Here is a 19519-nt window from a genome sequence, read left to right on the forward strand (position 1 = left end):
CTCAAGATTAAAGGAATTTTAACATGGCAAAACTCGATGCCTATTTCGGCGAATATGGTGGTCAGTACGTACCACAAATTTTAGTCCCTGCCCTTGATCAGCTAGAACAAGCGTTTATTGATGCTCAAGAAGACCCTGAGTTTCGCAGTGAATTTATGTCACTGCTCCAAGAGTATGCTGGTCGCCCAACGGCGCTTACACTGACTCGCAACCTGACTAAAGGTACAAAGACCAAGCTTTACCTTAAACGTGAAGACTTGCTTCACGGTGGCGCACACAAAACCAATCAAGTACTGGGTCAAGCGCTACTGGCTAAACGCATGGGCAAGAACGAAATCATCGCTGAAACGGGTGCGGGTCAACACGGTGTGGCAACAGCACTTGCCTGCGCTCTTCTTGGTCTTAAATGTCGCGTATACATGGGAGCAAAAGATGTAGAGCGTCAAAGCCCGAACGTATTCCGTATGAAGCTAATGGGCGCTAAAGTCATCCCTGTTCATTCAGGTTCGGCAACACTGAAAGACGCTTGTAACGAGGCGCTACGTGATTGGTCTGCAACCTACGAGGATGCGCATTATCTGTTAGGTACAGCAGCAGGCCCTCACCCATTCCCAACGATAGTACGTGATTTCCAACGTATGATTGGTGAAGAGACTAAGAACCAGATCCTTGCTCGCGAAGGTCGCCTTCCTGATGCGGTTATCGCCTGTGTTGGCGGCGGTTCAAACGCCATTGGCATGTTTGCAGATTTCATCGAAGAAGAAAGCGTTCGCTTAATTGGTGTTGAACCAGCAGGTAAAGGGATTGATACCGACCAACATGGCGCCCCTCTTAAACATGGTAAGACGGGTATCTTCTTCGGTATGAAGGCACCACTGATGCAAGACCCTAATGGTCAGGTTGAAGAGTCCTACTCAGTTTCTGCTGGATTAGACTTCCCTTCCGTTGGTCCTCAGCACGCGCACCTCAATGCCATTGGCCGTGCAGAATATGACAATGTAACCGACGACGAAGCACTAGACGCTTTCCAAGAGCTTGCTCGTAGTGAAGGTATAATCCCTGCACTTGAGTCTTCTCACGCACTTGCGCACGCACTGCGCATGGCTCGCGAGAATCCAGAGAAAGAACAATTATTGGTAGTTAACCTATCCGGTCGTGGTGACAAAGACATCTTCACCGTACACGCCATCCTAGAAGAAAAAGGAGTGATCTAATGAGTCGTTATGCGAAGATGTTTGAGCGCCTGAACGAAAAAAATCAAGGCGCATTTGTACCCTTTGTAACGGTTTGCGATCCAAACGCAGAGCAGTCTTACAAGATCATGGAAACCCTAGTTGAATCCGGTGCTGATGCTCTTGAATTAGGTATTCCATTTTCAGATCCTTTAGCAGATGGCCCAACTATTCAAGGTGCGAACATTCGCGCTCTAGATTCTGGCGCAACACCTGACATCTGTTTCGAGCAAATCGGCAAAATTCGTGCTAAATACCCAGAACTGCCAATCGGCCTACTGATGTATGCGAACTTGGTTTACTCTCGCGGTATCGAAAACTTCTACCAGCGCTGCGCTCAAGCCGGAATTGATTCCGTTTTGATTGCTGATGTTCCAACCAACGAAAGTGCTGAGTTCGTCGCGGCTGCAGAAAAGCATGGTATTCACCCAATCTTCATCGCACCGCCAACAGCAAGTGACGAAACACTCCAGCAAGTCTCTCAGCTTGGTGGTGGTTATACTTACCTACTGTCTCGTGCAGGTGTAACCGGCGCTGAGACCAAAGCGAATATGCCTGTCGGCGATATGCTAAGCAAACTGAATCAGTTTGATGCACCTCCGGCACTGCTAGGTTTCGGTATTTCTGAGCCAGAACAAGTTAAGCAGGCTCTCGAAGCAGGTGCTGCGGGAGCAATTTCTGGCTCAGCCGTAGTTAAAATCATTGAAAACAATACTGAAAACCCAGCAGAGATGTTAAATCAGCTCGCAAACTTTGTTTCTTCAATGAAGGCTGCAACACAGAAGTAACGTGTTAGCCATCTAAACATCTATGAGATCAGCTTCTTATTGAGTGTAAGAATCTGATCTTTTTTTTAACATTCCTCCACTTATTCAAGCCCTTTGACTCCCTTTCTCTCGACAAATAGTTACTGACAATTGATAGCCTTGGTTTATAGCAAACGTTCTCTTTTGTGCAAAAACTTAACACCAATCAATGAATCGATTATTAATTATTCGAACTATCTATAGCGCATATTGCTAAATGTAAAATTAAAGTGTAAAAAGCAAGACGATATTATTATCCATTGTTAATAAATTAAACGGTGGGTAATTCTTGGACTTTAAAATTTATTAGCACAGAGGTTATGGAAGTGTTAAAAGAAAAGAATTTGCTAAACAACATTGGTGTTCAAGTTGTCATAGCTATGATCCTAGGTACTGCCGTTGGTGCCTTGATGGGGAACAGCGCAACTATGTTCGCTCCACTTGGCGCGATCTTCATCAATCTAATTAAGATGCTAGTTATCCCACTGGTTGCCGTTGCACTAATTTCTGGTGCTGCTGGCCTAGGTAACAGCCAATCCGCTGGTAAAGTTGGTCTGGTAACATTAGGTTACTTTGGTTTAACTTCGGCGCTTGCAGTAGCACTAGCACTGTTTATGGGTGAAGTATTTCAGCCTGGGCTTGGCATCGACGTTTCTGGCGTTGAAGGCATGTTCTCTGCTGAGTACGCTTCTAAAGGTGAACTACCTACTTTTTGGGCAACCATCACTGGTATGATCCCAACCAACGTTTTCCAGTCACTGAACGAAGCAAACATCCTTCAGATCCTAGTTTTCTGTATGTTCTTTGGTATTGCGATTTCTCAGCAATCAAAAGAACGCCGCGAGCCAATCATGAACGGTGTAAACTGTATCGTTGATGCTATGGTTTGGATGATCAACAAGGTGATGATCATTGCACCAATCGGTGTATTCGGCCTTATGGCGGAAGCCGTTGGTACCTTTGGTTTTGCCGCTCTGATGGTCGTGTTCAAACTATTCGTTGTTTACGTGGCTGCTATCCTAATCTTTGGTTTTGTTGCTTACCCACTGATGGTACATATCTTCACTAAGACTTCAGCGAAGAAGTTCCTGACAGCAATGAAGAAGCCTCAAGCGGTTGCACTTTCAACTGCCTCTTCGATGGCAACACTGCCAGTCACCATGGATACTGTTGAGCACGAGCTAGGCGTTAAGAACTCGACTGCGTCATTTGTTCTACCATTGGGCGCAACGATCAACATGTCTGGTAACGCTATTTACTATGGTCTAGTGGCAATCTTCTTTGCTCAGCTGTTCAACATTGACCTAGGTATGGGTGCTTACATCGCAATCATCGTAACATCAACACTTGGTGCCGTTGGTCAGGCTGGTGTTCCAGGTCCATCTTTCTTAGTTGTAGCTGTTCTACTTGCAGCGGGCATTCCAATTGAAGGCCTACCACTACTTTTCGCTCTTGACCGTATCTTCGATATGATTCGTACAGCACTAAACATCACCGGTGATGCAGCGTGTGCAGTGATTGTTGATGCTCTAGTTGAAGAAGAGAAAGAAGCTGAACTAGAAAAACAGCAAGCATAATTTCTGATGCTAATTAAGACGAAGCCACTCGAATGAGTGGCTTTTTAGTTTATGTTTCATCACATAGATTTGAACTGTAGCTCTACTAAACGTTTGTAAAGCTCACAGGTCTCTAGCAACGATTGGTGGTTGCCAACATCCACTAGCCGACCATGATCCAATACCGCAATTTTGTCGGCATGTTTAATGGTAGAAAGCCGATGGGCAATAATGATCGTGGTTCTACCGCGCATTAGCTCTTCCAGAGCCTGCTGAACATAATGTTCGCTTTCGCTATCTAGTGCACTGGTCGCTTCGTCAAGCAAGAGGATATTGGGGTCTTTGAGAATCGCCCTTGCAATCGCTATCCGCTGTCTTTGCCCTCCAGATAAACGAACTCCGCGCTCACCAAGGAAGCTGTTGTACCCTTCTGGCAGATTAGCAATGAAGTCGTGAGCATGTGCTTTCTTAGCCGCTTCTATCACTTGTTCATCTGTCGCTTCAGGATTACCATAGCGGATGTTGTGGAAGACATCATTACTAAACAAAGCAGGTTGCTGAGGTACTAACGCCATCTGATTTCTAAGATCTTGAGGGGCGAAATCTCTAACATCAACACCACCTAACGATACACTGCCTTGCTGCGGGTCATAGAAGCGCTGTAAGAGTTCAAATAAGGTTGTTTTACCTGCTCCTGAAGGCCCAACCAGCGCTAGGACTTTTCCTTCTTCAGCGACTAGATTGAGCTCCTCCATTGCAGGTTGATCCGGACGTGAAGGATAGTGAAAGGAAGCGTCATTGAATGAGACTTCCGCTTTTGGTTTATCAGTGCTTTGGTTTAAGGATTCTGGTGCCGTAATATGGCTCTTAACTTGGAGAATTTCGATCAGGCGCTCGGTGGCACCAGCCGCACGTTGCAGCTCTCCGAGCACTTCGGAAATGGTCGCTAGTGAAGAGGCAACCATGATAGCGTAGAAAACAAATGCAGCTAAATCACCCGCTGACATAACGCCATTAATCACGTCACTGCCACCAACCCATAGCATTCCAGAAATAGCACTAAATACAATCACGATAACCCCCGAGATGAGGATCGCTCGTTGTAAGACGCGTTTACGCCCTATCTCGAACGCTCGCTCTACTCCTTTGGAGAAAAAACGTTTTTCTTGCGCTTCGCGGCTGTAGCTTTGCACAGTTTTAATATGCTCTATCGCCTCACCTGCATAGCTACCAACATCTGCCATCGAATCCTGGCTTTGGCGAGATAGAGCACGTACCCGTCGTCCGTAAAACAGGATCGGAACCAGGATAAATGGCACCGAAGCCAAAACAATAAGGGTTAGTTTAATATTGGTGGCAAATAACATGATTACCGCACCAATACACATTAATGCACTGCGCATCGCCATAGAGAACGAAGAGCCAATAATGCTCTGCAGCAAAGTGGTATCAGTCGTAATTCTCGACATGATATCGCCACTACCATTGGTTTCGAAATAACTTGGGTGAAGAGTGATGATATGGTTGAATACCGCAAGTCGAATGTCAGCACTAACCCGCTCCCCTACCGACGAGACGAGATAGAAACGGAAAAAGGTACCAATGGAGATCAGCAAGGTGACGACAAGGATAAATCCAATCGCACTACCTAGCTCTTGAACCGATTGCTGAGCAAAACCTTGATCAATCAAGATTCTCACCCCTTGACCGACCGACAGTGTTAACGAGGCAGTGACAATTAACGCAATCAAAGCAGCGGCAACCTTCAACTTATAAGGTTTGATAAAGTTGACCAGTTCTAACAATATCCCCAAATTTTTCTTTGGTAACTCTTGAGCCGGATTCGGCTGTTCAAGATTTGGAGCACTTGTTGATTGCATAGTTGTACCTTATTTCCTAATTGGTGACTTGTAACAAAGACGCCTACCTACAATAAGGTATTGGGGTTTGAAGATTGAATAGCAACCCAAGATCTCACCGGATACAAAAAAGCCTGACCGAAGTCAGGCTTATAAATTTAAATGTCTCTTCTCGCGCTTAGAAGAAGTGGAAAGTGGCGTTTAACGAAAAGTTTTTAACGTCTTTTTCTTTCAAGGTAAACACGCTGTAGCTTGCACCCAAAGAAACAGGGCCCATTACGAAGTACTCTGCACCCACACCATACATTATGTCGATTTCGTCTTCTTTAAAATTCGTACCTGTTAGCTCGTAAGAGTGCAGGCCGGCTTTCGCATAAACATGAAGAGGACCGAAATCGATACTTGGCTTTGCCGCAAAGTACACACCCGAACCTTCAAGCTTACCAGTAAAGTTACCGTAAGTAATGTTGTCAAATTCGCCAAAGTCTTGGTAACCCGCTTCAAGACCAATAAGCGGCAGAATACCCGTACCAACGTGCACGTTGTAAGAAGTCGATGAATCATTGGCCAGATCAGCTTGACCTACACTTGCGCCGCCGTAAATCCAAGAGTCCGCAGAAGCTGTGGCTGATGCGCCAATAAGAGCTAGCGCTAGTAGTGTCTTTTTCATAGTAAACCTTCTTTCGTATCAAGGTGCAGGGACTATACTGGCAAGCCCCTGCCGTATTTGTCAAAATTCTGAACTGTATAAATAGTTATGCAATTTGCATACCTAGCAAGCATCTATTGCCATCTTTACACGCTTATCTGAAACCGGATAAGGCGTACCTAATTGTTGAGCAAAGAAACTCACTCGTAATTCTTCTATCATCCAACGCACTTCTTTTACGTTGTCTGGTATCACAACACCTTTTGGAATTTTGTTCAGTAACTCTTTGTAATCATTAGTTACTGACTCGATTTTTAGCATGTGTAAGCGATCTTTATTTGGATCAATTGGCAGCTTTTCCATTCGGCGCTCAATAGCTTTCATATAACGCAAGATATCAGGTAATCGCTTCCATCCGCACTCTGCAGCAAACCCTTTGAAAATCAAACCTTCGATCTGCGCCTTGATATCTGAGAGAGCAAACGCCATGGTAAAGTCGATTTTGCCCTTTAGCTTCTTGTTGATGCTAAATGCTGTGGTCAGAATGGTCTCGACCTGTTGGGCAATTTCTACCACAGTATCACCTAATTCGGCGCGAACATGCTCTTTAAGCAGCTCAAACTGCTCAGGCTGCCAAACTAGACCACCCTTCTGCTCAATCAGTTTATCGACACCACAAGCGATGCAGTCATCGATCAAATCTAGCACCTTGCCGTAAGGGTTAAAGTACAAACCTAATTTCGATTTGTTCGGCAAGTTTGAGTGTAGATACTTAATTGGTGAAGGGACATTGAGTAAAATCAGTCGACGTTGCCCAGCTTGCATGGCTGAAACCTGTTCATACTCGGTTTCGTACAACTTAATCTCTACACTGTCTTTACTGTCTACAATCGCTGGATAAGCTTTAACTTCATACCCACCACGCTTCTGCTGATACACTTTAGGCAGTTCACCAAAGCTCCAGGTATGTAATCCTTGCTGCTCAATGTCGTCGTCTGCCACTTTAGATAAGGTTTCTTGTACCTTGCTTTTTAAGCTCTCTTTAAGCTCATGCAGATCACGGTTTTCTTTCAACTTACGATTACGATGGTCAACAGCGCGGAAGGTCACCTTTAGGTGATCCGGAAGCTGCTCCATGTTCCAATCATCACGCAGTACTTCAACACCTGTCATGCGACGCAGTTCTTTTTCTAGTGAGTCAAGCAGCGGCGCTTCCATCGGGGTTGCGCGCGCCAAAAATGCATCGGCGTAGTTAGGTGCAGGAACAAAATTCTTACGAATTGTTTTCGGCAATGATTTAATAAGGCTTACCACCAACTCATGGCGTAAACCTGGAATCTGCCAATCAAAACCGGCTTGGTCCACTTGGTTCAATATTGGCAACGGCAAATGGACCGTCACACCATCGTTGTCCTCTCCCGGCTCAAACTGGTAGCTGAGCTTGAGCTTTAGTCCACTTTGGTGCCAAAAATTCGGATAGTCTAAGTCAGTGACATGGCTTGCATCACCCTTGAATAGCATCTCTTTTTCAAAGTTCAGCAATTCAGGATTCTCTCTCGCCGCCTTTTTCCACCATGTATCAAAGTGCTTGCCAGAAACCACTTCGGTTCCAACACGCTGATCATAGAAATCAAACAGCTCGTCGTCATCAACAAGAATGTCACGACGACGAGATTTGTGCTCAAGCTCTTCAACTTCTTGCAACAACTTGCGGTTTTGCTTGAAGAACGCGTGTTTGGTCTCCCATTCGCCTTCAACCAGCGCGCTACGGATAAAGATCTCTCGACTGACTGTTTGATCTATGCTTCCGTAATTAACTAAGCGCTTAGGTACAATAGGCACACCATACAACATCACTTTTTCGTGAGCCATTACTGCAGCACGCTTTTTCGACCAATGCGGTTCACTGTAACTGCGCTTGATAAGATGCTTGGCTAAGGGTTCAATCCACTCTGGCTGAATCTTGGCGATAATACGCCCCCACAGCTTAGAGGTTTCCACCAGCTCCGCAGACATAATCCATTTAGGCTGCTTTTTAAATAGCCCAGATGCAGGAAAGATGTGAAAGCGAGCGTTGCGTGCACCTTGGTACTCGTTCTTCTCTGGATCTTTGACACCAATGTGAGACAGCAAACCTACTAAAATTGCACTGTGAACGCTTTGATAGTTGGCAGGCTCATTGTTAAGTTTGAAGTCCATTTCCCGCATCGCTTGGTGCACTTGAAAATAGACATCTTGCCACTCACGGACACGCAAGTAATTCAAGTAGTCCTGTTTGCACTGCTTACGGAATTGGTTGCCAGATAAATTCTTCTGCTGCTTCTGAAGATAGTCCCACAGGTTTACGAACGTCAGGAAATCAGATTCTTCATGGAAGAAACGACGATGTTTATCATCCGACGATTGTTGTTTATCACTTGGACGCTCGCGCGGATCTTGGATAGACAGCGCTGAGGCAATAATCATTAACTCTTTTAAAGCCCCGTATTTTGGCGCTTCAAGGACCATACGCGCTAAACGCGGGTCGATTGGCAACTTAGCTAACTGACGACCAACTGGAGTTAAACGCTTCTTAGGATCTTTGGCTTTTTCATCAATTGCACCAAGCTCTTCAAGCAGCCTGACACCGTCTTGAATGTTACGCTTGTCTGGCGCTTCAACGAATGGGAAGGCTTCAATATCTCCCAAACCTAACGCGGTCATCTGCAAGATGACTGAAGCTAAGTTGGTACGTAAAATTTCTGGATCGGTAAACTCTGGGCGTGAGTTGTAATCATCTTCGGAGTACAGGCGGATACAGATACCCTCCTCTACACGACCACAACGACCTTTACGCTGATTAGCACTCGCTTGAGAAACTGGCTCAATCGGCAGACGCTGTACTTTAGTTCGGTAGCTATATCGACTGATACGAGCGGTACCCGGATCAATCACATATTTTATGCCCGGTACAGTGAGAGAGGTTTCGGCGACGTTGGTTGCCAGTACGATGCGACGGCCAGCGTGAGGCTGAAAAATCTTGTTTTGCTCACCCGCAGAGAGTCGCGCGTAAAGCGGCACAATTTCGGTACTCTTTAGATTGCGTTTGGCTAACGCATCTGCGGTATCACGAATCTCACGCTCACCGTTCATAAAGATAAGGATATCGCCCAACCCTTCATCACATAGCTCATCAACGGCCTCGAAAATGCCTTCTAGCTGGTCGCGATCGACATCATCTTCACCACGCAATGGACGATAGCGCGTTTCAACCGGATAAGTACGCCCCGATACCTCAATAATTGGTGCATCACTAAAGTGTTTTGAGAAACGCTCTGGGTCGATAGTGGCCGACGTAATAATGACTTTTAGATCTGGACGACGCGGTAAAAGTTCTCGTAGATAGCCCAAGATAAAGTCGATGTTTAGGCTTCGCTCGTGCGCTTCATCGATAATGATGGTGTCATACTGATTCAGATAGCGATCGTGTTGAATCTCTGCCAACAAGATACCGTCCGTCATCAGTTTGATTTGCGTATTTTCAGAGATTTGATCGTTAAAGCGTACCTTGTAGCCGACGTACTCACCAAGTTTGGTTTCCATCTCTTCAGCAATTCGATTTGCCACAGAACGCGCCGCCAAACGGCGAGGCTGGGTATGACCAATCAAGCCAAATCTTCCGCGACCAAGCTCGGCACAAATCTTAGGTAATTGAGTCGTTTTACCTGAGCCCGTTTCACCCGCAATAATCACTACTTGATTGTGCTCGATCGCTTGCGCAATATCATCTTTCTTTTGGCTTACTGGCAGGATCTCAGGATATTCAATCTTTGGGGTGTAATTGGTGCGCTGCTCTACTTCCATCATAGATTTGGCAATATCGAGCGCGATCTCATCAAACACCGCATTGCGAGAGGCTTCTTTTTTAATTTTGTTTGCCCCTGAAATACGTTTGCTTAGACGAAATCTATCTTTCAGTATGCACTGATTCAGCGCTTTGCGAAGAGAAGAGGCATTGTTAGCCTGAACTTGGCTATCCGCCGCTTTTGATTTATCTGGCTGTGACGAAGTCAAAGCGTTTCCTATTCTTATCTTGATCTAAAACGTGCGAATTGTATCACAGAATACAGGAAGTGGTTGGGTAAGCCTGTGCTTTATTTATTCGTCACAAAGGCTTACAGGATGTATGATTAAGCCAGCCTTGTTGCTCAGTAGCGTATTTATCCAACCACTCAAGAGCAGCTTGATTGACTGATAGTTTGTCTACATCAGCGAGAAGCGCCGCGGACGCAACATGTTGATTTGTCAGTTTGAAAGTAGATACAATATCAAAGGTGCACAAAGACTTCTCTTGCAGTTTGTTGGAAACTGCTGTTTTTAGCCAACCACCTTTGGGATTGCCACAATCCCAGTTGAACTTGCTGTTCACTCCCCATTCAGGCTCATGTTCACACTCCTTACTGTACGGCGGAAACTCAACAAAACTCCCGTCATACTTCGCCTCTACCCAATTGGGTGACCAATTAAAGATCAACAGAGGTCGTTTGACCTTAACGTAGCTATGTATCTTATTGTTGATTGATTCACCATCTGGCAAAATATGTACTTGCAAATCCAATTCTAACGCCCTGACTCTTGCCGCATCGGGCTTTTCCCACGGACCTGTGTAATAGATACCTTTATCCCCTTCGTCCTCAGAAAATACTGAAGCACAAGATTTTAGAGCCTCCCATTTAGGTAGGCCAGGGCATAGTTGTTCTACGTAACTTGGGTACCACCACTCTTCTCGTGTTTCGGCGTAATGAGTCGCTCCCTCTTGTATAAACCCTTTTGTCACAAGCTCTTCGTACTTTGTCCCCATTGAGCCTTGCCAAACTTCAACCTGAATGTCTGCTTTACCTTGCGCAAGCAGAAACCATTGGGCATCAGATGTTGCATGAATGAACTCAACTTCAATCCCCTGTCGCTCAATAAGTATTCCTAAAGCCTTTGTAATGACTTGCTGACTACTCCAATCTAGCGACAACAAACGAATAGACTCACTAGATATCGGTGAAGTTACCAACAAAGCAAGCACAAATAGGAGGACTTTTCGCATCAGTTACCTCCATTATGATTATGCTGCTACGTATAAGAGTAGGACAAATTCACTTCCCCAACCGATACCGCGCCCCTAGAAACAGAAAGAGCAGCAAAATTGCTGCTCCTTGGTGTTTGTTTAGAAGTCTATTTGTAAATAAAGAGTGTTGTAGTTACTGCCGCCTTTGATACGCCCATACTGGGAAGCACTTTCAAATATCGCACTGCGATGATGAATCGAATAACCCAACCACATATTTTCGAAGTCTCGGTTGTTGATTAGATCACCAAGATTGACATCAAACGAAAAATCTAAGTAATTAAGCAAGTTACTAGGTGTGTACCCTTTTGACTTCATCTCTTCGTTCTCGACATACGTCATACTGTCGATATAAGACATCCCCTCAGCCACACCAAAGCGCCACTTGGTTGGCCAATCCAAGGTGTAGTAAGCCTTTATCGCCGCAATATATTCAGTCGCCGTTGACTGCACTTCAGATGACCAATGATGAACAATACCCGGCGTAAAATAGATATCTAAAGGAATACCGAACAGTTCATCAGTTAAAGGGTGACCATAAAACACCGAAGTCATCTGGTTATTGTACGGATCTTTTTCAGTATTAAAGGCAATAATCTCACCAATATTTGAAGGCGTTGCCCAACCATGGGAAAAACGAACATAACGTTTACTAGTAAGCTGAGATTTAGGCGCTTTCGTCTTATCATTAAAGAATCCAAAGCCAATATAAAACTCACCTTGATACCGTTCTCTGACGGCATCAGAGTGGTACGCGCTATGATCTAGTCGAGTCACACTCGTGGCTCCAAGTAGATAGAGATTTGAGTGTACGTGGTAACGCGCTTTTAGTCCTATTGTTGCGTCAACCCCTGCACCAATAAACTGATTGGTAGTGGCGGAAAAAGCGTAGTACTCACTGTTAAAGTCTGAGTCTTTGTATCTCAACGTCACATCAGGCTGCAGCTCCCAATCACCAAGCTCGTACTGGGCTGACGCTCGCAGATTGAGATGAATACGCAGATCTTTGTCGCTCATCAATTCCGTGTCGAGCCGCCACTTGTCATCCAGTTTGTATCTGAGCTGACCACCGAAATCAACAGAATCACCTTCATTGGCATTTTGTACCGAAGCCGGGATATCGACAAAACGTAGCCTCATCAGTGCATTCAACTGGAACTGTTGATCTTCACTTTGATGAAGGTATGCTCCCCCCTCAAGGCCATTGACAAACACGTGGTCATTATTGAAGAACATCATAGGCACAAATGTACCGACAGAATGATCACCACCTTTAGTATCAAATGGGATGGTGGCGGTGCGATAGACTGCGGCTATCCCCCAATTTTGTTCGCTAAACGCACTTGACTCTTTAGCATCCAGTGACGCTGACATCAAACTACTAACAGAAAGAGTTAACGCGGATAAACGTTTATTAGTTATCATTTTTTGTCCAAAAGTGACTAAAGCACTCAAAAACTAACCAATTAAAACAGTTAATACTTATGTTTCTCGGTCATTCGTCGTTAAAATATAAAGATATGATCACTTAAATCGAAAAATTGTGAAAGCCTCCAAACTAAAAAGAATAATCGAGTCCTTACCAGAGCACGCAGATCCAGATATTGTCACTGGAGAGTATTGGTTGCCTGAACGCTTGCTCGACACAGAACTCGACGGTGACATGATGTTTTTGTCCTTCGACAGCGCTCCAGAAGAAACACAGGGCGAAGAGGAAGGACGGGGGTTTGTCGAACACGAAATAGAAATGATTCGTCACCGATTCGAGCAAATCATTGAAGAACAGTCTGATACAAAAACCAAAGCAGATGCCATGTTGGCTTTATTTTTGATGGGACATGAACTTTCTAGTTCAGAAATCATCGAAATCCTTGAAGATCCCGAACTCCCTGAGCCACCAACTGAGTAGTGAATGAATAACAGTGTACCTTTCCTAATTGCCGGACCTATCTTACGTAAGACCACCCCAAACGAACTCGTTTTTTGGCTCGTGACCAGTGAACCGATTAGCGGTCGGTTTGTGCTAAAATTGGAACCTCAGTTAGGGGATGTCTTCTCACAAGATCTCAGCCAGTGCCAGCAATTGGCTATCGGTAAACGTTGTTATGTAACGCTGGCTCAATTTAAGGGCGACTTCCCTACCCATGTCGCGCTTAGCTATGAATTTCATACCCAACATGGTGCTCTGACATCGCTATACCCTGATCTCCTATACCAAGATGAGCAGAGCCTAACCTTTAAGATCTCAACTAAAGCTGACTACATACTTCATGGCTCATGTCGTAACCCACATCACCCGAGCCAAGATGCTTTGGTTCAAATGGACGCAAAAGTAGCAACTCAATCATTGCCAGAACGTCCCGATCTACTAATGATGAGTGGTGACCAGATTTACGCTGACCACGTTGCAGGGCCTACCTTAGATGCCATCTTACAAACCATTAAATTACTTGGTCTGCCAGACGAACAGTTCGCACAAGCTCCCATCAAATCGAGCCAAGAATTATATACTCACCCTGACTGTTATTATGGCCGTGACAAGATACTACCGCACTATGTCGATGACGGCAGTTGGCTGACTAAACTGTTTCCTCACCGTAACGCCCCTATTTTCAGTTCACGTGAAGCGGAGAATCATCTAGTCACATTTTCAGAATTCGTTGCCATGTACCTATTGGTGTGGTCTCCCACGCTTTGGCCTTATCTCAACCTAAACAATTTGCTGGACAAGAAGTTTACTCATGCAGATAAACGCATTTCTCCTACGTTTCAGCAGCAGTGGCGCGAAGAAAAAACGGTTATCGATGAATTCGTAGAAGGCTTACCTCAAATCCAAAGACTGTTTGCCCACATCCCGACTTACATGATATTTGATGACCACGACATCACCGATGATTGGAACTTGACCATCGGCTGGGAAAGAGCCGCCTATGGCAATGCGTTTTCTAGTCGTATCATTGGTAATGGACTGATTGCGTACTGGCTTTGCCAAGGATGGGGCAATGAACCAGACAACTTCAACCAAGAATTTATTTCCATCGCTACGCGATTTCTAGAACAACCCGGCGGCCAACAGCAAGATGACTTTATAAAGTATCTCTATACCTTTGAGCGTTGGCACTACACGATTCACTGCTCGCCTAAAGTAGTCGTACTTGATACTCGTACCCGTCGTTGGCGCTCTGAATCTCGTATGAACAAGCCTTCTGGTTTAATGGACTGGGAAGCACTGGTTGAGTTTCAGCAAGAACTGATGCATCAGGATAAAGTGGTCATTGTCTCTGCTGCTCCTATGTTTGGGGTTAAGTTTATCGAGGCTCTACAGAAAGGCGCGACAGTTTTAGGCCAACCGCTACTAATTGATGCCGAGAACTGGATGGCTCACCCCGGAAGCGCCAATACGCTATTGAGTATTTTCACCCATACTAAAACACCAACGAATTTCGTCATTTTGTCCGGCGATGTGCACTACTCTTTTGCTTACGATATTAAGCTTAGGTTCAGACGCAGCAGTCCAAACATTTTTCAGATCACCTGTAGCGGGTTCAAAAACCAGTTTCCAGAGCCTTTACTCGGTGTTTGTGATCATGCTGATAGGTTACTGTATTCACCGCGCTCTCCGCTTAATTTCTTTACCAAGCGCAAGAGACTTAAAATTAAAAAACGTGACCCCAACGGCGAAGGAACGCGCCGTCTTGTGAATACCAGTGCCGTCGGCGAACTTAAGTTGGATAAGCAAGGCAAACCAGAACGAATCTCCATCCTTACTGGTGATGGACGGGAGTGGGATTTTCCACCGATAAAAGAAAAGTAAGGTTTTTGTAAAGACCCTTGAGATGTTCACTGATCACCACTATTTATAGAAATAGTGATACTACAAAGGTTTTAAGTATGCTGAATTCTATTGCCTCGCTATTTAAACAATTACTCGAAGGTCAAGACTTAGGTCAAAACGCGCAACCTGATGTAAACTTGGCTATTGCGTGCTTACTGTGTGAAGTTGCCGGTGCAGACCACCAAATTGAGCAAGTTGAAATCGATGCGAAACGCCACCTATTGACACGTTTACTCGATTTAGATGAATCTGGTGCAAAAACTCTGTTAAGCAGAGCAGAAATGCGCAGTAAAGATTCAGCTTCTCTCTACGACTTCACATCTCAATTGCGAGAGCTAAGTCAAGAGGCCCGTTTCGCACTTATTAAAGCGATGTGGGAAGTGGCGAATGCTGATGGCGAGATTGATCCATTAGAAGACTCTGTAATACGAAAAACCGCAGAGCTGCTTTATGTCGACCATAGTGAGTTTATACGCGCCAAACTATCCGCAATTGATGATACTGATATCCTATAGTCTAACCTGAAACACCTCATTTACGGGAGTGTCATTACAGCAACCTTGTACCAGACAAACTCTGTGATTGTGTCGGCACAATGCGCAATCATGTTTGTTTATATTGGAGAAAATTCAATACGATACAGGTCGATGATGACACTACATAAAACCACGCTACTGCTTAGTGCATTAGCTTTTAGTTCTTACACTAATGCTAATTTACCTTCCGGACAAGATTGGCTCAATCACACAACCCAAGGTCTAGCACCTTACTGGATAATGCCAAGCGCACTAGGCAAGCCAATAGGCAACTTTCCAACATTTCGTTGTGACAACGGAACCCTACTTGACGTCAATAACGTTTGCCCTGAACTGAATAAGGGGTGGATTACGCCCAACTTTGACCGGGATTATACTCGAATGAAATCACGCCAAACTTATGCTTATGGTGTCTTGTTTCATCTCAGTGGCGATCCAAAAGCACTCGAACTCGCCAAGCAAGGAGCATACTATTTAATTGACCAACTCCAAGACGCTAATAATGGCGGTTTTATCAGTTTCACTCAACAAGGAAAACCTGGCTTACACTGGCAACAACGTACTTCTCAAGATCAAGCCTATGCGTTGGTTGGGCTCGCTATGTACTACTACCTAACTCAAGACAAAAAAGTCGAGCAAGTACTGATCAAGCAACAAGCATTTATCTTCGACAAATATCGCTTAGAAGATCAGCAAGGGTTAGCTTGGGTCCTAAAAGATGGTGACGGAGAGAGTGCACGTCAACGAGAGCTAGTCGCACAACTTGACCAAATCAATGGTTATTTACTCTTAGTGGCCCCCCTACTTCCAGAACCTGCCAAGTCAAAATGGTTAGCTGACTTGTCCTGGCTAACCCAAATATTGATAAGTCATTATCACTCCAACGATGAGCAACGCTTTTACGGCGCCATTCATCATAAAGCGGTAATGATGCCTGACGCTAAGCACAATGATTTTGGTCACACCATCAAAGCCTACTGGATGACCTATCTAACTGGGCAGAGACTTGGCAACAAAGACTGGTCCGATTTTGGCTTCAATGGAATGAAACACACCTTGGAACAGGCACAAAAAGAGCGTGATTTCAGTTCTGTCTCGTATCTGTTTGGTGAAACGCTCAAAAAAAAGTGGCAGGGGCAAAAAATTATAGGTTGGCGTAGTCGCCCATACTCAGAGGGCAGTTCATCATGGGAGTGGGCTGAGCTTGATCAAGCGGCAATGACTGTTTCTATGGTTGATAAGTCCATGAATAATGTATTGGAATTTACCTTGCCAATATTTCAAGATGCGTGGGTCGATCACCAGTACGGTGGCGTTGGACTTGACCCAAAGCGTACCAAAGCATTCCATTGGGGGAATGGTTATCATCAATTTGAGCATGCACTGATTGGCTACCTGTTTGCACAGCACAGCACTCATCAAACAGCAGAACTCTACTACGCCAGGCCTCAAAATAGCACGTTAACCTTTGTCCCTTATTACTATCGAGGGGATGTTAAAAAGGTAACTAGGCTATCAAATGAGAAGATACAGAAAGTAAGTTTTGAAGGGATTAGACCATGATACTAATGCCCGATGCATACCCATCGGGCATTCATTGATCAGAGCCCAGCTAAAACATGGTCAAAGCCAGTTTGGCAAGGTTATACGCATCAACATATCCGGAATGCTGGCGTCCTTCCCACTCAATCCCTTTGCTTTCCTGAGCGGCTTTATGCCCTATTCGTTTATCTTTGAGGCGATTTTGAATTCGGAACAAGGTTGCTAAGTTGATAAACTCATTAAATGGCATATTGATGCCCTTATTCAAACATTCCTGCCTTAATACTTTGTCATCACGACCCCAAGCAGCATAAATCTTGTTTGCGCCACCAAAGTTTTTCACCATAGATTTGAGAACGTCTTCTAGTGGTCGACCTTGTTTTTCAACCTTGCGCGGTGTAATACCAGTTAGCTGAGAACAAAACAGCGAGACTTCATCTGTGTCGGGTTTAACGTAATACTGAGCACGCTTAACGATTTCCCCTTTAATTAGGTCAATCTCTGCAAGCCCGACTTCGATGATTTCGCCAGTTGTACCGACACCGTTTTCATTCCAACAGCACATTTCTAAATCGAAACAAACTACACGGTTATGGTTCATGGTTCGCCTTTGTTCAAAATAATCTGAAAGCGCAAAATTCTACATCAGAATAATCAAAAACTCGAATGTCAGCACGCCAATTGGCTAGTTATTCTGCAATCGAGACACAGTTTCGACCCGCTTGCTTACTCTTATACAGTTGAGCATCAGAGGCTTGCATTATATCTTCTTCGTTCTCCATACGACGTATCGCGGCACCAATACTCAACGAGCATTTGATCATCTTCCCATCAAACTCATACGCCGAGGTCGCCACTGCGCAACCAACTCTATCTAGATAGTTAAACAGTTCGTAGCGATCAGTAATATGAGAGATAATGCAAAATTCGTCGCCACCCATGCGGACAAAAACGTCACTAGGTTCAAGATTGCTTTGTACTGTTTTAGCCACATGACACAACATTTCATCACCAGCTACATGGCCGTAATGGTCATTAATCAGTTTGAAGTTATCAATGTCAAACCCAGCTAACGCAAAGGATTCTTGACCACTGACTTTGTCAGTAAGGTAACGACTAAACGCTCGGCGGTTGTATATCCCTGTTAGCGTATCGTGATCGACTAAGAACTGAAGCTCTTTAGTGCGCTCATCAAGCAGTACTTCTAGGTGCTCTTGATCGCGAACCAACAGCAAAACAATGTAACTCGAAAGGCAAGCAATAACAGTTCCTGCTATTAAAATTCCGATCAGCACGATGCGGTCATTGTCAGTCGTTTTTTTATCGAGTTTGAAATCAACAATCCACTCACGATTAGGTAACACAACGCGTTTAGTAATCTCAATACCGCTTGTCATGTCCCAGTTGATACTTTCATATAAGATCGGGTCGTCTTCCGCGTCAAACCCTATATCGGTAACCTTTACTAACAAATCTTGTTCTGTGGCGGTGCGTACAACAATAGACTCAAAATATCTGGTCGAGCGGATAACACCTATCACGACTCCCACCAACTCTTCGCTGTTTTCAGCGCTAAACACTGGGTGATAAACCAATAGCCCCGATTTTTCGAGACTCCTATCGAGCCCATCTTGCAGTAATCGAATTTTGTCAGAAACACTAGGCAGCCCAGTTTCACGGATTCCATCTAGGACCAGTTGAAAACGCAGCCGAGACGAGTAATAGCCTAACGCATTGAAATTGGCCTGATTTCGGGGATACACATCGGATGCAGGATAGATTGGCTCATTGTTTGGCATAATGTAGCCAAGAGTCTTTGGTCCATCCTTGGGTACTGTATAGATCTCATAAAACGGGTATGTTCGCTTAACCTTTTGAATATGGCTAACGATTTGATTTTGTTCAATGCGCGGCATCCATTGCAGCGCGATAAGTGTTTGTGAAGCAGAAACAATCTGATCGGCAAATACTGGGAATCGATGCCAGTCCTCGGGCTGAGTAGCATGAAAAAAATTGGCGCCAGCTCCGATAAATTGCAGGTCACTCTCGACAACCTGCTGAAGGTTTTCCGCTTGTTGATCAGCGAGTTTATCGACCAATGACACCGTGTAATTAAACTGAGATTGATAGACAAAATAGACTGCGTACAAGGTCACGATCAAGGTGAAAATGAATGCAAAAAACGGATATAAATACTTCTTTTTAGTCAATTGTTGCATAAAGCATTTTGTAAAACGACACAGAAAAATAAACGCGACATTCTAGCGTTATCCATTTAGTTACATAAAGCGAGATTGTCGATTACATATGAAACTATTCAAGTTCCGTGCGGTATGCCTCTTTTTGAGTAAATAATCGAATAAAAACCCATCACTTAAGCTTTATAGCATCGGATTAAAGCGCTTT

General features: G+C 44.6%; 14 protein-coding genes. 7 read left to right on the forward strand and 7 right to left on the reverse strand.

Going from position 1 to position 19519, the window contains the following annotated elements:
- Positions 1-23: 23 nt before the first annotated feature.
- The 3 genes from trpB (at position 24) to APB76_RS22065 (ending at position 3615) form a co-directional block, all read left to right on the forward strand.
- Positions 24-1214: a tryptophan synthase subunit beta gene (gene trpB / locus APB76_RS22055; protein ID WP_049845035.1), complete on the forward strand. Its 1191-nt coding sequence runs from the start codon at positions 24-26 to the stop codon at positions 1212-1214.
- On the forward strand, positions 1214-2020 hold the full coding sequence (trpA, locus tag APB76_RS22060; protein ID WP_004743949.1) for a tryptophan synthase subunit alpha: 807 nt from the start codon (positions 1214-1216) through the stop codon (positions 2018-2020). The genes trpB and trpA overlap by 1 nt, the downstream gene beginning before the upstream one ends.
- Positions 2021-2358: 338 nt before the next feature.
- Positions 2359-3615: a dicarboxylate/amino acid:cation symporter gene (locus tag APB76_RS22065; protein ID WP_049845034.1), complete on the forward strand. Its 1257-nt coding sequence runs from the start codon at positions 2359-2361 to the stop codon at positions 3613-3615.
- A 59-nt stretch (positions 3616-3674) separates the two neighbouring features.
- On the opposite strand, the gene APB76_RS22070 is transcribed toward APB76_RS22065, so the two are convergent.
- The 5 genes from APB76_RS22070 to APB76_RS22090 all read right to left on the reverse strand — a co-directional run bounded on the left by APB76_RS22070 (position 3675) and on the right by APB76_RS22090 (position 12574).
- Complete coding sequence (locus APB76_RS22070; RefSeq protein WP_049845033.1) at positions 3675-5474, reverse strand: ABC transporter ATP-binding protein/permease; 1800 nt, start codon at positions 5472-5474, stop codon at positions 3675-3677.
- A gap of 157 nt (positions 5475-5631) precedes the next feature.
- Positions 5632-6123 carry an outer membrane beta-barrel protein gene (locus APB76_RS22075; protein ID WP_049845032.1) on the reverse strand — a complete coding sequence of 164 codons (492 nt, stop codon included), beginning with the start codon at positions 6121-6123 and terminating at the stop codon, positions 5632-5634.
- Positions 6124-6225: 102 nt separating this feature from the next.
- A complete protein-coding gene (hrpA, locus tag APB76_RS22080) occupies positions 6226-10155 on the reverse strand; it encodes an ATP-dependent RNA helicase HrpA (RefSeq protein ID WP_074181746.1) in 3930 nt (1309 codons plus the stop codon).
- Between the two features lie 91 nt (positions 10156-10246).
- The gene (locus tag APB76_RS22085) at positions 10247-11179 is read right to left on the reverse strand and encodes an ABC transporter substrate-binding protein (RefSeq protein ID WP_054962571.1); all 933 of its coding nucleotides are present in this window, start codon (positions 11177-11179) and stop codon (positions 10247-10249) included.
- Between the two features lie 120 nt (positions 11180-11299).
- Positions 11300-12574, reverse strand: a complete 1275-nt coding sequence (locus APB76_RS22090; protein WP_408058743.1) for a MipA/OmpV family protein — start codon at positions 12572-12574, stop codon at positions 11300-11302.
- Positions 12575-12743: 169 nt separating this feature from the next.
- On the opposite strand from APB76_RS22090, the gene APB76_RS22095 reads away from it, so the two are divergent.
- The 4 genes from APB76_RS22095 to APB76_RS22110 all read left to right on the forward strand — a co-directional run bounded on the left by APB76_RS22095 (position 12744) and on the right by APB76_RS22110 (position 17134).
- Complete coding sequence (locus tag APB76_RS22095) at positions 12744-13109, forward strand: VC1380 family protein (protein ID WP_049845029.1); 366 nt, start codon at positions 12744-12746, stop codon at positions 13107-13109.
- Positions 13110-13112: 3 nt separating this feature from the next.
- Positions 13113-15014, forward strand: a complete 1902-nt coding sequence (locus tag APB76_RS22100; RefSeq protein ID WP_054962572.1) for a metallophosphoesterase family protein — start codon at positions 13113-13115, stop codon at positions 15012-15014.
- A 77-nt stretch (positions 15015-15091) separates the two neighbouring features.
- The gene (locus APB76_RS22105; RefSeq protein WP_054962573.1) at positions 15092-15550 is read left to right on the forward strand and encodes a tellurite resistance TerB family protein; all 459 of its coding nucleotides are present in this window, start codon (positions 15092-15094) and stop codon (positions 15548-15550) included.
- 135 nt (positions 15551-15685) lie between these two features.
- Positions 15686-17134 (forward strand): AGE family epimerase/isomerase, encoded by a 1449-nt coding sequence (locus APB76_RS22110; protein ID WP_054962613.1) that lies wholly within the window; start codon positions 15686-15688, stop codon positions 17132-17134.
- 49 nt (positions 17135-17183) lie between these two features.
- Here APB76_RS22110 and APB76_RS22115 read toward each other — a convergent pair whose 3' ends face one another.
- Together APB76_RS22115 and APB76_RS22120 are read right to left on the reverse strand one after the other, a co-directional pair.
- Entirely contained in the window at positions 17184-17714 is a 531-nt protein-coding gene (locus APB76_RS22115) for a 3'-5' exonuclease (protein ID WP_049845026.1), read from the reverse strand.
- A gap of 88 nt (positions 17715-17802) precedes the next feature.
- Positions 17803-19332: a sensor domain-containing diguanylate cyclase gene (locus APB76_RS22120; RefSeq protein ID WP_054962574.1), complete on the reverse strand. Its 1530-nt coding sequence runs from the start codon at positions 19330-19332 to the stop codon at positions 17803-17805.
- Positions 19333-19519: the final 187 nt, after the last annotated feature.

Source organism: Vibrio bivalvicida (assembly GCF_001399455.2).
Taxonomy (GTDB): Bacteria; Pseudomonadota; Gammaproteobacteria; order Enterobacterales; family Vibrionaceae; genus Vibrio; species Vibrio bivalvicida.

Coding starts and splice junctions, on each gene's coding strand:
- trpB (WP_049845035.1), top strand. CDS start 24: ATGGCAAAACTCGATGCCTATTTCGGCGAATATGGTGGTCAGTACGTA.
- trpA (WP_004743949.1), top strand. CDS start 1,214: ATGAGTCGTTATGCGAAGATGTTTGAGCGCCTGAACGAAAAAAATCAA.
- APB76_RS22065 (WP_049845034.1), top strand. CDS start 2,359: ATGGAAGTGTTAAAAGAAAAGAATTTGCTAAACAACATTGGTGTTCAA.
- APB76_RS22070 (WP_049845033.1), bottom strand. CDS start 5,474: ATGCAATCAACAAGTGCTCCAAATCTTGAACAGCCGAATCCGGCTCAA.
- APB76_RS22075 (WP_049845032.1), bottom strand. CDS start 6,123: ATGAAAAAGACACTACTAGCGCTAGCTCTTATTGGCGCATCAGCCACA.
- APB76_RS22085 (WP_054962571.1), bottom strand. CDS start 11,179: ATGCGAAAAGTCCTCCTATTTGTGCTTGCTTTGTTGGTAACTTCACCG.
- APB76_RS22090 (WP_408058743.1), bottom strand. CDS start 12,574: ATGTCAGCGTCACTGGATGCTAAAGAGTCAAGTGCGTTTAGCGAACAA.
- APB76_RS22100 (WP_054962572.1), top strand. CDS start 13,113: ATGAATAACAGTGTACCTTTCCTAATTGCCGGACCTATCTTACGTAAG.
- APB76_RS22105 (WP_054962573.1), top strand. CDS start 15,092: ATGCTGAATTCTATTGCCTCGCTATTTAAACAATTACTCGAAGGTCAA.
- APB76_RS22110 (WP_054962613.1), top strand. CDS start 15,686: ATGACACTACATAAAACCACGCTACTGCTTAGTGCATTAGCTTTTAGT.
- APB76_RS22115 (WP_049845026.1), bottom strand. CDS start 17,714: ATGAACCATAACCGTGTAGTTTGTTTCGATTTAGAAATGTGCTGTTGG.
- APB76_RS22120 (WP_054962574.1), bottom strand. CDS start 19,332: ATGCAACAATTGACTAAAAAGAAGTATTTATATCCGTTTTTTGCATTC.